The 15,573-nt window shown below is 51.7% G+C and carries 11 protein-coding genes; 9 read left to right on the top strand and 2 right to left on the bottom strand.

From position 1 onward, the window contains the following. Nucleotides 1–9 precede the first annotated feature (9 nt). The 4 genes from D7D48_RS04790 (at nucleotide 10) to alr (ending at nucleotide 5,105) form a co-directional block, all read left to right on the top strand. Nucleotides 10–375, top strand: coding sequence for a DUF1330 domain-containing protein (locus D7D48_RS04790; protein WP_221738620.1), 366 nt, complete (start codon nucleotides 10–12; stop codon nucleotides 373–375). After that, a complete protein-coding gene (locus tag D7D48_RS04785) occupies nucleotides 375–2,381 on the top strand; it encodes an acetyl-CoA carboxylase biotin carboxylase subunit (RefSeq protein ID WP_125230204.1) in 2,007 nt (668 codons plus the stop codon). The genes D7D48_RS04790 and D7D48_RS04785 overlap by 1 nt, the downstream gene beginning before the upstream one ends. A 62-nt stretch (nucleotides 2,382–2,443) precedes the next feature. Then, nucleotides 2,444–4,030, top strand: a complete 1,587-nt coding sequence (locus D7D48_RS04780) for an MFS transporter (RefSeq protein ID WP_125230203.1) — start codon at nucleotides 2,444–2,446, stop codon at nucleotides 4,028–4,030. A 31-nt stretch (nucleotides 4,031–4,061) separates the two neighbouring features. Then, on the top strand, nucleotides 4,062–5,105 hold the full coding sequence (gene alr / locus D7D48_RS04775) for an alanine racemase (RefSeq protein ID WP_125230202.1): 1,044 nt from the start codon (nucleotides 4,062–4,064) through the stop codon (nucleotides 5,103–5,105). 106 nt (nucleotides 5,106–5,211) lie between these two features. On the opposite strand, the gene D7D48_RS04770 is transcribed toward alr, so the two are convergent. Further along, complete coding sequence (locus D7D48_RS04770; protein ID WP_125230201.1) at nucleotides 5,212–8,325, bottom strand: TonB-dependent receptor domain-containing protein; 3,114 nt, start codon at nucleotides 8,323–8,325, stop codon at nucleotides 5,212–5,214. A 353-nt stretch (nucleotides 8,326–8,678) separates the two neighbouring features. Between D7D48_RS04770 and phaR the strand changes: the two genes are divergently transcribed. Genes phaR through rnr form a run of 3 tightly spaced genes read left to right on the top strand, consistent with a single transcriptional unit; the run spans nucleotide 8,679 to nucleotide 13,075 of the window. Beyond that, nucleotides 8,679–9,245 (top strand): polyhydroxyalkanoate synthesis repressor PhaR, encoded by a 567-nt coding sequence (gene phaR, locus D7D48_RS04765; RefSeq protein WP_125230200.1) that lies wholly within the window; start codon nucleotides 8,679–8,681, stop codon nucleotides 9,243–9,245. A 26-nt stretch (nucleotides 9,246–9,271) separates the two neighbouring features. After that, entirely contained in the window at nucleotides 9,272–10,801 is a 1,530-nt protein-coding gene (gene proS, locus D7D48_RS04760; RefSeq protein ID WP_125230199.1) for a proline--tRNA ligase, read from the top strand. 3 nt (nucleotides 10,802–10,804) lie between these two features. Continuing rightward, nucleotides 10,805–13,075: a ribonuclease R gene (gene rnr / locus D7D48_RS04755; RefSeq protein ID WP_125230198.1), complete on the top strand. Its 2,271-nt coding sequence runs from the start codon at nucleotides 10,805–10,807 to the stop codon at nucleotides 13,073–13,075. A gap of 2 nt (nucleotides 13,076–13,077) precedes the next feature. Here the strand turns inward: rnr and D7D48_RS04750 are convergent, their stop codons facing one another. Then, nucleotides 13,078–13,533 (bottom strand): universal stress protein, encoded by a 456-nt coding sequence (locus D7D48_RS04750; protein ID WP_125230197.1) that lies wholly within the window; start codon nucleotides 13,531–13,533, stop codon nucleotides 13,078–13,080. Between the two features lie 153 nt (nucleotides 13,534–13,686). On the opposite strand from D7D48_RS04750, the gene D7D48_RS04745 reads away from it, so the two are divergent. Together D7D48_RS04745 and D7D48_RS04740 are read left to right on the top strand one after the other, a co-directional pair. Next, a complete protein-coding gene (locus D7D48_RS04745; RefSeq protein ID WP_125230196.1) occupies nucleotides 13,687–14,979 on the top strand; it encodes a pyruvate dehydrogenase complex dihydrolipoamide acetyltransferase in 1,293 nt (430 codons plus the stop codon). After that, complete coding sequence (locus D7D48_RS04740) at nucleotides 14,976–15,572, top strand: hypothetical protein (protein ID WP_185739783.1); 597 nt, start codon at nucleotides 14,976–14,978, stop codon at nucleotides 15,570–15,572. The genes D7D48_RS04745 and D7D48_RS04740 overlap by 4 nt, the downstream gene beginning before the upstream one ends. The last annotated feature ends 1 nt before the right edge of the window (nucleotide 15,573 follow it).

Here is a 15,573-nt window from a genome sequence, read left to right as displayed (position 1 = left end):
GGCGATATCATGTTGAAAACAACTTGTCAGGACAGCGCTGTTTCACAGACGGATTCCGAAAACGCGCGCCCGTTGCCGGTGCCAAAGGCTTATCTTCTTGCCGAAGTTGAAGTAACGGATTCCGCGGCGTACGAAAAATATACGTCGGCAGTCGTTCCAATTGTCGCCCAATATGGCGGAGAATATATTGTTCGTGGCGGGCAAACGGCATCTTTTGAAGGCGAAACCCCCAAAGGCCGATTGGTTATCATTGCATTTGCAAATATGTCTGCAGCTCAAGCATTTTTGATGTCAGACGAATATCGCCCTATCGCCGATATCAGGCATAAAAATGCCGTATCCCGCATTATGATTGTTGAAGGGGTCATTCCTTAATGTTCAAAAAAATCCTGATCGCCAACCGTGGCGAGATTGCTTGCCGGATCATCAAAACCGCACGCCGCATGGGGATTGCCACTGTCGCGGTCTATTCCGATGCCGACGCACGTGCGCCCTTTGTGCAGATGGCAGACGAGGCTGTGCATATCGGGCCTTCACCGGCTGCGCAGTCTTATTTGATTGCTGAGAAGATCATCGCCGCGTGCAAGCAAACAGGCGCAGAGGCCGTACATCCGGGCTATGGTTTTCTGTCCGAACGCACCAGCTTTGCCGAAGCATTGGCCAAGGAAAATATCGCCTTTATCGGCCCACCCGTGAACGCAATTGCCGCGATGGGTGACAAGATTGAATCCAAGAAACTGGCAATGTCGGCAGGGGTCAATGTTGTCCCTGGCTTTGTGGGTGAGATTGACGATACCGAACATGCGGTGCGGATTTCGGAAGAAATCGGCTACCCCGTCATGATGAAGGCCAGCGCAGGCGGCGGCGGCAAGGGGATGCGGCTTGCGTATAATGAGCAGGACGTTCGCGAAGGCTTTGAAGCGACCAAGCGGGAGGGGCTGAACTCATTCGGGGATGACCGCTTGTTTATCGAGAAATTCATTCTCAACCCGCGCCATATCGAAATTCAGATATTGGGCGATCAGCACGGCAATATCCTCTATTTGAACGAACGCGAATGTTCGATCCAGCGGCGGCATCAAAAGGTTGTCGAAGAAGCGCCTTCGCCCTTCGTTACGCCCAAAATGCGCAAAGCAATGGGCGAGCAATGCGTGGCCTTGTCCCGTGCGGTGGGCTATTATTCTGCAGGAACAGTGGAACTTATCGTATCCGGCGCGGACCCAAGCGGTGAGAGCTTCTACTTCCTTGAAATGAACACGCGGTTGCAGGTCGAACATCCTGTTACGGAATGCATCACGGGCATTGACCTGGTTGAACAGATGATCCGCGTAGCCGCCGGTGAGAAGCTTGCGATGACGCAAGACGATATCAAAATCGATGGTTGGTCGATTGAAAACCGCGTCTATGCCGAAGATCCCTATCGCGGATTTTTGCCGAGCACGGGACGATTGACGCGCTATCATCCGCCAGTGGCGGGCTGGGCAGGGGATATACGCGGCGTTGATGGCGTTCGTGTCGATGATGGCGTCATGGATGGTGGCGAAGTTTCGATGTTCTACGACCCCATGATTGCTAAGCTGATAACATGGGGAGAAACCCGCGACGAAGCTGCCGACCTGCAAATTGCGGCGCTCGACCGCTTCGAAATTGAAGGGCTTGGCCACAATATCGATTTCGTGAGTGCCATCATGCAGCATCCCCGTTTCCGTTCGGGTGAACTCACAACAGGGTTTATCGCGGAAGTATATCCTGACGGTTTTCAGGGCGCACCTGCAAATGCTGAACTGATCAAATCGCTCGCGGCAATCGCTGGCTTTGTGGCGACAGCAGAAGCCGACCGCGCGCGGAATGTCGATGGTCAATTGGGGGATACGCTGGAGCCGCCAGCACGCTGGCAGGTGACCATTGGCGATGCGGTGCATGACATCGAAATGGTTGATGGCGACATGCATGTTGATGGTGCGCCTTTCGACCTGTCGATGGAATATGACCCTGGTGATCGCTTGATTGAAGCGGAAATCGGGGAAGAAGAGCTCGCGGTTAAAATCAACAAAGCACGCACGGGATTTCATCTAACGACACGCGGCGCAACCTATTTTGCCCGCGTTCTACCCGGTCACATCGCGCATCTTGCAACGCACATGATTGAGAAAATCCCGCCAGACCTGTCCAAATTCCTTATTTGTCCAATGCCGGGCCTACTCACGACTTTGCATGTCAATGTCGGCGACAAGGTTGAATCTGGTCAACCACTTGCGGTGGTAGAGGCGATGAAAATGGAAAACATTTTGCGCGCGGAAAAATCCGGAACGGTCAAATTGGTAAATGCGAAGGCTGGAGACAGTCTGGCCGTTGATGCTGTGATCCTTGAAATGGAATGAACCCGCTTGAAAGTGCCAACATTGGCATTAAAACATGCACAGAGGGTTATTAGGGGAATGTCATGGCCAGTGCTGCCGAAACCGAAGTCGTACTTGATCCCAAACGTGATCGCCTTGTTATTACAGCATCATCGCTGGGTACGGTTTTCGAATGGTATGACTTTTTCGTTTACGGCATTTTGGCTGCGTTAATCGGAAAGCTATTTTTCCCCGCAGATAACCCGACTGCAGCAACCTTGGCATCGCTTGCAATTTTTGGTGCGGGCTTTGGTGTGCGCCCATTTGGCGCAATTTTGTTCGGATATTTTGGGGACAAGATCGGCCGCAAATATACGTTTCTTGTTACCATAACGTTGATGGGTGTTGCAACAGCAGCGATTGGATTGTTGCCAACCTTTGAAACCGCAGGATTATGGGCCGCGGGCTTGCTTTTACTTATGCGCTGTCTGCAGGGCTTGGCGCTTGGCGGTGAATATGGCGGGGCAGCCATTTATGTGGCCGAACATGCACCAGACGGTAAACGCGGCCAATATACCAGCTGGATCCAAGCGTCCGTCGCGGGCGGATTTCTGCTCGCTGTCATTGTCGTACTGATCACGCGCCAGTCCATGAGCAACGAAGCGTTTGAGGCATGGGGCTGGCGTGTGCCGTTCTTGACCTCAATTTTGCTGCTCGCGATTTCGCTCTATATGCGCGTCAAACTGTCGGAAAGCCCTGTTTTCAAGGCTATGAAGGCCGCAGGGACAACGTCCAAAAATCCGTTTCTGGAAAGCTTCCAATATCCGGGCAATGTGGGGCGTATCTTTGTTGCATTATTCGGCGTCGCAGCTGGATTGACCGTTATTTATTATACGTCCCAATTCGGCACATTATACTTTCTCACTGGAACTGCGCGCGTTCCAGAGACCGACGCACTTTTGTACATGGCGGTTGGCGCAGCATTGGCAGCCCCCACTTATGTTGCGTGCGGATGGCTGTCGGATAAATGGGGCCGCAAAAGACTTCTATTGCTTGGCTATGGCCTTTCCATCATCGGTGTGTTCCCGATTTTTTGGATGATGGCGGATGCCGCGAACCCCGCTTTGGCACGCGCGACACAGAGCAATCCTGTTACCTTGTCTATGCCGGAATGTGATTTTAACGCACTTAACCGCGTGCACGAAAGCGAATGTGCGCAAGCGCTGAATTTCCTGACGAAACGCGGCATAGCCTATAGCAAACAAACCAGCGACACTGTGTCTTTGAACGTCGGGGATACAAAGCTTCAGGGTTTCGATGAAAAAGCCTATATCGCAGCGCTAGAGAAGGCGGGTTATCCCGACAAATCAGACCCAGCGCAGCGCGAACCTTGGAAAATCATCTTAGCGGTCTTCCTGATGGTGGCCTTGTCAGGCATGACCTACGGGCAAGTTGCCGCTATCCTTGTGGAATTGTTCCCCGCCAAAATCCGCTATACATCGATGTCCATACCCTATCACATAGGCACAGGCTATTTTGGCGGCTTTCTGCCGTATATTTCCCAATATATCGTCGCACAAACCGGACAGCCCTTTTCGGGACTTTGGTATACCGTGGCGATTACCGCCATGGCATTCATCGTAGCGTTGATTTGGTTGCCCGAAACATCCGGAAAAACGGAGCTGGATTGACAGAGCGAGCAGCAGGGACAAAAGGCAGTCGATGACTGATTTTGAAGCCCCATTGCGCCTACATCTTGACCGAGATGCGCTCGTCGCCAACTGGCGTGCGCTAGATGCGTGCAGCGGCGCGGCGCGGGCAGGGGCGGCGGTAAAGGCCAATGCTTATGGCTTGGGTGCGCGTGAAGTTGTTACGCGATTGCGTGATGCAGGCTGCCGTGACTTTTTCGTGGCACATTGGCGCGAAGCAGAAGCCATTGCCGATTTGTTACCGCCCCATTCGATATCTGTGCTGAATGGTATTGCGCCATCAGATATCGCAGCGGCGCGGGCGTTGGGGGCAACGCCAGTGCTGAATACGCCAGAACAGCTTAGCCACTGGCGCAACGCAGGCGGCGGACGATGCCATGTCATGTTCGACAGCGGCATTAACCGCTTGGGCCTAGCGCCACAGCATTTAGCTGACGGCGTACTTGATGGCATGGATGTTGATCTATTGATGTCGCATTTGGCATCGGCGGATACCGATGTTGCACAAAACAGAGCACAGCTTCATGCATTTATTCAAGCTGTTTCCACAGTGACCGCACAGCGGTTTAGCTTGTGCAATAGCGCAGGAATTATGTTGGGGGACGACTATCATTTTGATCTGACACGTCCTGGGATCAGCCTCTATGGCGGCATTGCCCGCGCTGGCATGGAAAAATGGATTAAGCCAGTTGTTCGAATATCGGCACGGCTTCTACAAGTGCGCGACTTACCAGCAGGTGCAATGGTCGGTTACAATGCAACCTATGCCTGCCCGGAAGAAACCCGCGTGGGCACAATATCGATCGGCTATGCTGATGGATATATGCGCGCGTTTTCGAGTAAGGGCAGGGCGTGGACAGATGGGCTTGCATTGCCCGTTATCGGTCGCGTGTCGATGGACCTTGTGACGCTGAACCTAAATGCATCACCTGATTTACGCGAAGGTGATTGGGTAGACATAGAATATGACCTTGTAGCTGCCGCCGCGCTGACGGAGCTTTCGCAATATGAGCTACTGACAAATTTAGGGTCAAGGTTCGAGCGTAGCTGGAGTTGATATTCTGGAGCGGCCTGATTTTATAGCGCTGCTGACCGTTAGTTAAACCAACAAAAAAGGGCGCCTCATGGGCGCCCTTTTCTTTAATTTGTGTCTTAAGTTTATTTTAGAACTTGAAGTTCGTGTTCAAAAACCACTGACGACCCGTGTAATCATAACCTGAATATAGCGGGGCGTTACCGATGACGGTGTAATATGCAGAGACCTTTGGAGGATCCTTATCGAGGAGATTACGTACACCAAGTGTCATCTGGAATTTATCAGTGATATTTAGCTGAACCGAAGCACTATGCTGATAATAATCTGGCACTTCGAGTTGATAGCCTTCGTTCAAGATATCAACATTGGCTTGGTTGACTAATCCAGTAGTACGGCTTGTTTGATTGTACTTGGCGGTACCGCTACTGCCGTCAAACCATGATACACCATAGCGGAAAGACACAGGGCCTGTGCTATAAGTGGCGTCAAAATTACCGAGCAAATCAGGAACATTCAAAGTCCCATTATTATCAAGCAAAATCTCTTCGGGGAAAGTCTTGTCAGACTGTTCTGTGTATTTTGTCATGTTAGCATTAAAAGTAAATCGACCACCAAGCAGATTTGTCGAAAAGCGACCAGTAAACTCATAACCCTTTACGACGTCTAGGGAGAGGTTCACGTAACCACTCGTAACAGTCAAAATCTGGTTGGCGTCGCGTTTTACAAACTTACAAAAACCTTCCGCTGGGTTGAAGTCGACGTCGCTGTAGCAACGAGACAGGATGCTCGAACCTGAAATCGAAGAAACACCGTTAGAAACCTTGATATCAAAATAATCTACCGCAAGTCCCAACGTTGTGGAATTTGAGATGCGCGGCTGCACTACAGCACCTACCGACCAGTTACGCGACGTTTCCGCTGACAGACCAGTTTCTGCTCCTCCACGTTGGAACAGAGTAATACTCGAGTTCTGCTGGAAGGTGTTAGTATCAATACCGATTGACTGGCAATTGGCAGCACGCTGTTGTTGAGCAGCAGAATAAGCACTTGGGTTTGGCTGGCCATTAGCGCGTGGAAAGTTGTCTGAATCGCAAGGATCACTACCGCCACTGCTAAAACCACTAGTCGCGCCCAAGAATTGTTCTGAAAGTGCAGGTGCACGATACGACGTGCCGTAGCTTCCTCGAATGCCGACGCCTTTAAAGAACTCCCATTCGCCAGCAACCTTATATGTGGTGTCGCTGCCATATGACGCATAATCAGTATAACGACCGGAGGCATTCAAGCTCAAATTTTGGAAGAATGGACGATCGGACATTATAGGCACGAATACTTCGCCGAACACTTCCTTCACATTATCAGTGCCACGTGTTGGAGTACCCGCAGTAAGACCAAGAAGGTTACCGCTGATCGAGTTTGCATCAGGCGTGTCATCAATGCGCTGTTTGCGATATTCTGCGCCCAAGGCCAATTGAACGTCACCACCTGGTAATGCAAACAGTGGACCATCTACGTTAAAGCTTGCAGTCGTTTCACGAAACTTAGTGTTACCGATGGTATTTACCAGAATGTAATCACGAAACGCTTGGGGCAATTTACCGCCAATAACATCCGCAGTAAGACGAGGTCCTGGAACGCAATTTACGTTAGAAGCGGCGCTCGCACAGCTCAGGACACCAGTGGATGATTCCACAACGTTCATCGCATTCGCCATTCTGTCGATTAAGAAAGACTCAATCTCGTAAGTACCATCTGTCCAAGATTTTCCGACATAAGCGTCATAACGCCAGCCATCGAATGCAAAATCACCACGGATACCTGTACCAAAACGCGCATAGTCAACTTCTTGGGCGGAGTCGGTCAGACCAAAACCCACAAAGGCGCGCGCAGCAACTGGTTGCCCGCTTGAGACGTTATTGGCAGCGAGGAACGTGCCTGAACGAAATTCAACTGGTAAAAGTGGGCTACCTCTCAAATAGTCCAAAGATACTTGGCGATATAAAAGAGATGAAGATTTACGACGAGTGGCGAGCACCTCACCGTAAATTTCTGCATTACCCAGCATATCGGTTTGGTAAGTTCCAGCAAGAAACCCAGTGTAATTTTCAACTGGAGTGATCAACTCTTCTTCTTGCATTGCAGGATCAAAAGTATCGCGGTCATAGAGGCCTACACCAAGATATCCTGGTGTACCGCCGCCAGCACTCGCAGATGGAACAAAGCGGTTAAAAGTAGCCGCCGTTCCACTCGTGCGCCCAATTGCAGAGCGGTTAGGAAGGCCGAGTGTATTAATTGTTACGCCACCATTGTCGAGCGTGAAGCAGTTACGCGGATCACCTAGTGGGTATGGATCGTCTGAGCCCAAAGGCGAGGCAGCGTCAAGCTTGTACCCTGGTATAGGGCAGCTTGTGAAGTCACGGTCCTTAAGACGCAAAGCATTACGCTTACGATACTCAAATGAACCAAGCACATTTAGTCGGTCATCACCAAAACCAAAAGTTGTAGCAATCCGGCGATCGACTCCGGCACCCACTTCAGGGATATTGATTTGCGCATCGAGAGTAACGCCACGAACCTTCTTGTCAGTCATGATGTTTACAACACCTGCGACAGCGTCAGAACCATAAATTGATGATGCGCCAGCCTTGAGAACTTCAATGCGTTCAACAATTGCCGTCGGAAGTACGTTAAGGTCAGCAGCAAGCACGTTGCCTCGCGTACCGGCAGGTGCCAATCGGCGGCCGTTCAGCAGAACGAGCGTACGTGCGGGACCAAGGTTGCGAAGACCCAGCGTGTTTGCACCAGTACCTCCAGCGGTAACGAAGCCGCCATAAAAGTTATTGATTTGCCCAGCGCCGGCAGTCACGACTTGGCTTTGCAACACGTCGGCGGCGCTATTGAAACCGCCCTGCGTAATTTCTTCAGCGGTAACAACTGTAATTGGCTCGATGGTGCTGAATGTGTCGCGACGGATGCGAGACCCAGTAACAACGATAGCGCTGGATGTATCCTCAACCTCTTCATTAGTATTTACGCTGACCTCTTCATCAGGTTCCTGAGGCGCAGGATTAGTATTTACGCTGACCTCTTCATCAGGTTCCTGAGGCGCAGGATTAGTATTTACGCTGACCTCTTCTTCAGGTTCCTGAGGCGCAGGTGCAGTCTGGGCAAAAGATGGCGATGCAATGACCATGGCAAGACTGCCAAATGACGCTGCGACAAAGAGACGTGATTTTTTCATTGTAGCTCCCCAGCTAAATTTCGTGAACAATTTTCAGGCCCAGCGCCCGCTTGCAAAACAGTTAAGTAACTTAATCTTTATGTATTAATCATAAAGTAAAATATGGTAAACTGAGGCGGGCTGGAAGTGCAACCACTGGAATATGAATGGCTGCATTTCTTTTTGAATTGTTGCAACATTGCAACAGTGGTTAATCAAAAATTCATGAAGGCACTAAAACAGCGGGGTGAGATAAGGATCGGCAATGAATAGTTTGCTCAATCTCTACAGGCAGAATACCTATCCCCTCACCAATGTTGCAGTGCACTATGGCTTGATGCTATCGGGGTGCAACTTTTCCGGAAGGACCAACGATGGCACGTACGGCCAACAAAAATGGTGATGGCCCAATCATCATCAAAAAATATGCGAACCGCAGGCTGTATAATACGCAGTCTTCGAAATATATTACGCTCGATTTCCTGGCCGAACTCACGCGCAAGGACATTGATTTCAAGGTCGTTGACGCAAAATCGAATGAAGATATTACCCATGGCGTGCTTACGCAGATTATTATGGATGAGGAGAATAGCGGGCAGCAAATGTTGCCGGTTGGCTTCCTTAAGCAATTGATCGCAATGTATGGAGATTCCATGCAAGGCATGGTGCCGCAGTTTTTGGAAACGTCGATGGACAATTTCCGCAAAAACCAACGGCAAGTTCAAGAAGTGATTGAAACCGCGATCACCTCGGGTCCTTTTGGCCATTTGGCAAAGCAGAATATCGAGTTCATGCGTTCTGCGCGGGAAGCCTTGATGCCCAATTTGGGTAACCTATCAGGCAAAAAGCCGGAACGCGATGAAACCGTTGCCGAGCTGAAACAACAGATAGCGGCGCTACAGGCGCAGATTGACAAAATGGCCGCTGACCGCGCCTCATAATTCCCTCAAAGAAAACAGGTAAGATTTTGATAAAACATGCTCTAAGCGTCACCCGCGCGCAGAATTTCGCTGGCTGGTATCAAGAAGTTATTTCAGAGGCCGATTTGGCCGAAGAATCCGGTGTGCGTGGATGCATGGTCATCCGGCCATGGGGCTATGGCATGTGGGAACGCATTCAGAAGCTTATGGATGCAGAGATTAAGGCCGCCGGCGTTGAAAACTGCTATTTCCCATTGTTCATTCCCTTATCCTTCTTTGAAAAGGAGGCCGACCATGTCGAAGGCTTTGCCAAAGAAATGGCAGTTGTCACGCATCACCGTCTTGTCAGTGATGGCAATGGTAAGCTGATACCGGATCCAGGATCGAAGCTTGAGGAACCTCTTGTCGTGCGCCCTACGTCGGAAACGGTGATTGGCGCAGCGATGAGCCGCTGGGTACAAAGCTGGCGCGATTTGCCCTTGATGGTCAATCAATGGGCAAACGTCGTTCGTTGGGAAATGCGGACGCGCATGTTCCTGCGAACCAGCGAGTTTTTGTGGCAGGAAGGGCATACCGCCCATGTTGACCGTGCAGACGCGATGCAGGAAACGATGCGCGCGCTGGAAATGTACCGCGCCTTTGCCGAAGGTCCGTTGGCTATGCCCGTCGTTGCGGGTGAAAAGCCAGAAAATGAACGCTTCCCTGGCGCGGTAGCAACCTACAGTATCGAAGCGATGATGCAGGACGGAAAAGCACTACAAGCAGGAACTTCACATTATCTGGGCACTGGCTTTGCTGAAGCTTCAGGCATTAAATATCAAGATAAAGACGGCAATCAGCAATTCGCACATACCACAAGCTGGGGCGTTTCCACGCGCATGATTGGCGGCGTTATCATGACGCATGGCGATGATGATGGCCTGCGCTGCCCGCCGCAAATTGCTCCGCATCAAATTGTCATCATACCTATGCTGCGTGATAATGACGAAGACGAGGCTGTATTGGCATATTGCCGCAGCTTGCGGGCGGAATTACTCGCGCTCAACGTCTTTGGCGAACCTTTGCGCGTGTTATTGGATACCAAAGCGACAAAGGCGTCGAACAAACGCTGGGCCTGGGTCAAAAAAGGCGCGCCGATCATTGTTGAGGTGGGGCCACGCGACATGAATGAGGGCAAGGCCGCGGTCATACGCCGCGATAGCCTGTATAAGGATGACGGCAAGCTTGCGACCGCCTTCACCCCGCGCACCGAATTTGTGGCATCTGCGCCTACGTTGCTGGCGGATATCCAGAGCAATCTTTATACCGAAGCAAAAGCACGGCTAGAGGCCAATATTCACCGCAACATCACGGACCTTGCTCAGCATTTCGCAGGCGATGAAGCAGGCTTTGCCGGCTGGGTTGAGGTGCAATGGTCGCGTCCAACGGGCGCGGCCCTCGACGCCATCGTGGGACAACTCAAAGCCTTGAAAATCACGATGCGCAACAGCCCCATCGACGCCGCACCCGCCAACGGCCCATGCTTTTTTACAGGTGATCCGGCTGTCGAACGAATACTAATCGGGCGGACTTATTAGAGCATGACCAAATATGCGCAATTTGAAGGCCTCCCAACCCGAGATCAGATCCTTGAATTTATCAAAATATCCAAGGACCCTGCGGGTAAAAGGGAAATTGCGCGGGAATTTGGCTTGCGGGGTAATGAGAAGATTGCCCTAAAAGCATTGTTGAAAGACATGACCGACGAAGGGCTGATTGACATGGCCCCGGGCCGTGCCTTTCACAAAATGGGCGGCGTACCGAAGGTTACGGTGCTTAAGATTGTTGCGATTGATGGCGATAACACGGTCGCTGTACCGGAACATTGGGAGGCTGAAGGCATTCCATTACCCAAAATTCGGGTGATAGAAGCCAAAGGCAAGCGTGGCGCCTTGGGCATAAGTGACCGCATATTGGCGCGCACCGAAGAGCGTGGCAACGGCCACGTCGCGCACGTCATGAAAAAGCTGGCTAAGGGCAGCGAGCAAATTTTGGGTGTGGTCGAAGGCGGTGAAAATGGCCGTTTCTGGCTGAAATCCGTCGACAAGAAAGCGCGGTTTGATACGCAAATTGGTGACGTTGGCAATGCGAAGGCCGGGGAACTGGTACTCGCCGAATTGACGGGCAACGCATACAAGAAATCGGCTCGGGTCACGCAAGTGTTGGGCGATCCATTTGCGCCTAAAAGCTTCAGCCTGATCGCCATTCACAAGTTTGGCATACCATTCGAAATGCCCGAAGCCGCCGAACGTGAGGCGGAGCACGTAAGAGAATTACCGGTCACAGACGACCATCGTGAAGACCTGCGCCACTTACCTATCATAGCCATCGATCCACGCGACGCGCGGGACTTTGATGACGCCATCTGGGCAACCGCAAATACTGATACCGGTGGCTTTGATGCCATCGTCGCAATTGCCGATGTGAGCTATTATGTCCGTCCAGGCAGCGCATTAGACCATGAAGCGTCGAAGCGCGGAAACAGTGTCTATTTTCCCGACCTCGTCGTGCCAATGCTACCGCACGCGCTGTCTTCAGACAAATGTTCGCTGCGAGCAGGGGAGGATCGCGCGGTGATCGCCTGCCACCTTGCCATCAGCAAGACTGGGCAAGTTACGTCATGGCGCTTCACGCGCGCAATTGCGCGAATTGCGGCCAATATCCCTTATCCGGATGCACAGGCCGCTATTGATGGGCAGATGGAAAATCCGTTGCTGGAAATAGCGCTCAAACCGCTTTGGGCGTGCTGGAGATTGCTTTCTAAGGCACGGAACAAGCGCGGGCCGCTGGAACTCAATCTACGGGAAAAGCGCATTACGCTCGACGATCAAGGTCGCGTCACAGGAGTCGCCGAGCGTGAGCAGCTAGAAGCACATCGTTTGGTCGAAGATTTTATGATTGCCGCGAATGTCGCCGCAGCCAAGGCGCTGGAGGCAAAGAAATCCTCGTTGATTTACCGCGCGCATGAACCGCCAAGCCGTGAAAAGCTGGTGGCACTGAAAGAATATCTGAAGACTTTTGATATCGAATTCGCGCTTGGTCAGGTGGTCAAGCCTGAGACATTCAACAATATCCTCGAAAAAATCATCGATGAAGAAGTGCGGCCGCAAATCATGGAAGCGGTGTTGCGCAGCCAGACACAGGCTTATTATGGCCCCAATAATGTTGGGCACTTCGGCTTGTCATTGGGTAGCTATGCCCATTTCACCTCACCAATCCGCCGTTATGCGGACCTTATCGTGCATCGCGCATTGGTAAGTGCTTATGGGCTTGAGATGCCCAAGCCAAAAATAAAGGATGTTGAGCCTATAACGGGCTTGACCGAGGCTGCGATTACGAAGCTCGCCGTCACTGCAGAAGCCATCAGCCGCACCGAACGACGCGCGATGGAAGCGGAGCGGGAAACAACAGACCGTTACATTGCCGCCTATCTGTCCGCGCAAGTCGGACAAATCGTTCAAGCGCGGATTACCGGTGTGCAGAATTTTGGATTTTTCGCTACTGTACAAGGTGTTGGCGGAGATGGCTTAGTTCCTGTCTCAACCTTGGGTAAGGATTATTTCCATTATGACGAAGCCAGCCAGACATTGATTGGCGAAAAAACACGGCAGGAATATCGGCCGGGCATGTGCCTTGAACTACGCTTGGCAGAGGCGAACCCGATTTCAGGGTCGCTGCGCTTTGAATTGCCTGAGGGCGGAAGCTACGCCCCCGACCGTTTCAAGCATAAGGGCAAGCCCAAGGCGGGCAAATATGACGCAGGAAAGAGGGGCAGGCCCGGGAACATCCGGCATCAGGGAAAAAGGCGCTAAAGCTAACTCAATTCATCCAATTGAGCGTCGCTGAGAGATCCTGGAATAACCATGACGGGGCAGGGCAGTGTCCCTGCATTTACGCCCGTAAAGTAGCTGATCAATGGACCAGGCGCACCTTGGGCGGCGGCGCCCAGCACGAGTGCGGCGATACCGGGATGTTCCTCCAACATGGCTTTTACAACATCAATGGCCTCGCCAGGTTTAACGGTAATAGCAGGACGAACGCCCATTTCGTCGAAGATTGAACCTGCGGCAGCGGTTACAAGCTGCTCCGCACGGTCGCGCGCCTCTGCCTCCATCGTCGCTTGAACGCCACCCCAAGCGACAAAATCCGCCTGCTCCACAAGCGCAAGGATATGCACTGTGCCAGCCGTTTTGGCAGCGCGGCGCGATGCAAACCGCAAGGCAAGCCGTGCTTCTTCGGTTTCGTCGATAACCACAAGATATGTGCGCATAGTTTCCCCCGGGGCATAGTATGCCCACAGCATTTCATGAATTCGTATAGCCTGCGCGAATTTTGCGGGATTGGCAACCTCATCACGCTTGACGCTTGGGAAAGCTTGGCTATTCGGAGTCGTTTAACGACGTCTATAAAAGGCCAGTACCCGATGCCCATAGAACTCAAAATGCCCGCCCTTTCGCCCACGATGGAAGAAGGCACATTAGCCCGTTGGTTGGTCAAGGAAGGCGACAAAGTGTCTTCCGGCGATTTGTTGGCCGAAATTGAGACCGATAAGGCGACAATGGAGTTCGAAGCCGTTGATGAGGGTATCGTGACCCAAATATTGGTTGCCGAGGGAACAGACGGCGTGAAGGTCGGCGCGGTTATCGCGATGATTCAGGGTGAGGATGAGGACGCAGCGCCCTCTGCTGTTGCGCCGGTTCAATCCGTTCCGCCTGTGGCAGCGGAGAAGGTGGCTCCAACCACGCAAGCGGTGGAACCGACCGCGGCAGCACCTCGTTCACAGGCGGCCGCAGCAACTCCTGCGCCATCGCAAAACAATGACCGCGTGATAGCCAGCCCACTTGCCAAACGTATTGCCAACAACAAGGGGCTTGATCTGACAGCTGTCGCTGGCACAGGCCCCAATGGTCGTATCGTGAAGGCTGATGTGGAAGCGCTCTCTGGCGGAACTGTTGCGGCTACCGCTCCGAATGCCAGCCTTCGAACAGAAGCGCCTGTCGTAAAACCCACTGCAATTGACACCGATATTCCACATGAGGTCGTCAAGCTCAGCAATATGCGCAAAACCATCGCGCGCCGCCTGACCGAGAGCAAGCAGCAAGTGCCGCATATTTATCTAACGGTAGATGTTCGCCTTGATGCCTTATTGAAATTGCGTGGCGAATTGAACGCCAGCCTTGAAAGCCGCGGCATCAAGCTGTCGGTTAATGACATGCTGATTAAGGCGCTAGCGCTGACTTTGATACAAGTTCCTGCGTGCAATGTCAGTTTTGCCGGCGACAATATGCTGCAATATAGCCGCGCAGATATCAGCGTCGCGGTATCCGTGCCGACTGGATTGATTACGCCCATCGTCACCGACGCCGCGAACAAATCGCTGTCCAAAATCTCGACCGAAGTGGCCGAGCTTGCGGCGCGTGCCAAGGACGGCAAGTTGAAGCCACATGAATACCAAGGCGGCACTGCGTCGATCTCCAACATGGGCATGATGGGCATCAAGCAATTCGACGCCGTCATCAACCCACCACAAGCGATGATCCTAGCGGTTGGGGCAGGGGAAAAGCGCCCCTATATAGTAGATGATGCCCTCGCCATCGCCACGGTCATGAGTGTCACAGGCTCCTTCGACCACCGCGCCATCGACGGCGCAGATGGCGCGATGTTTATGAAAGTCTTCAAGGAACTGGTGGAGAAGCCTTTGGGGTTGGTGGCTTGAGCAGTCAACCAAGCTGGTTTGTCGTTATACCAGTGGCGGCAACCGTCTTTGGTGTAATACTTGGCGCCTTCCTCAAGCCTTTGTTAGATCAATGGTACGAAAGAAAAAAGAAAACAGTTAAGATAATGTTGGATAAACCTATTTCCTTAGTTACTCCGCACCAGGACCTAAAGTTTCAGTGGCAGGCTCACTCATTCGGTGAATTAATAAACTCTCCAATAGAAATCCGAAATGCATCTGGCGTTACACTTCGGAAATTCACGATAAAGTTTGAAGCACCAGCAAAGCCCACTGAAAAAAATTTTGGATATTTTGGTATCACGGAATCCGACGGGTGCAGAATTAAAGACTTTCAGGCTGAAAACGAAAACTGGGATTTGGTGATAGAGCATTTTGAACGAAATGGTTTCATCAAAGCAAACCTACTTTCCGATTATGCAAGAAGCATATCGGTGCACACAATGGACGACATTGAGCTCTCGGTCAATATTGGTGGACTTAACTCAAAAACTGAAATGTTTCTAAGGATGCTGTGCATTTCAGCCGTGAGTACCTTTGCTATAGCTGCGACTTTAACACTAATTGGAAACTGAG

It is taken from the genome of Sphingorhabdus wooponensis (genome assembly GCF_003933235.1).
In the GTDB taxonomy this organism is placed as follows: Bacteria; Pseudomonadota; Alphaproteobacteria; order Sphingomonadales; family Sphingomonadaceae; genus Sphingorhabdus_B; species Sphingorhabdus_B wooponensis.
The sequence above is the reverse complement of the archived record's forward strand: the minus strand, read 5'-3'. Positions and strand labels throughout refer to the sequence as shown.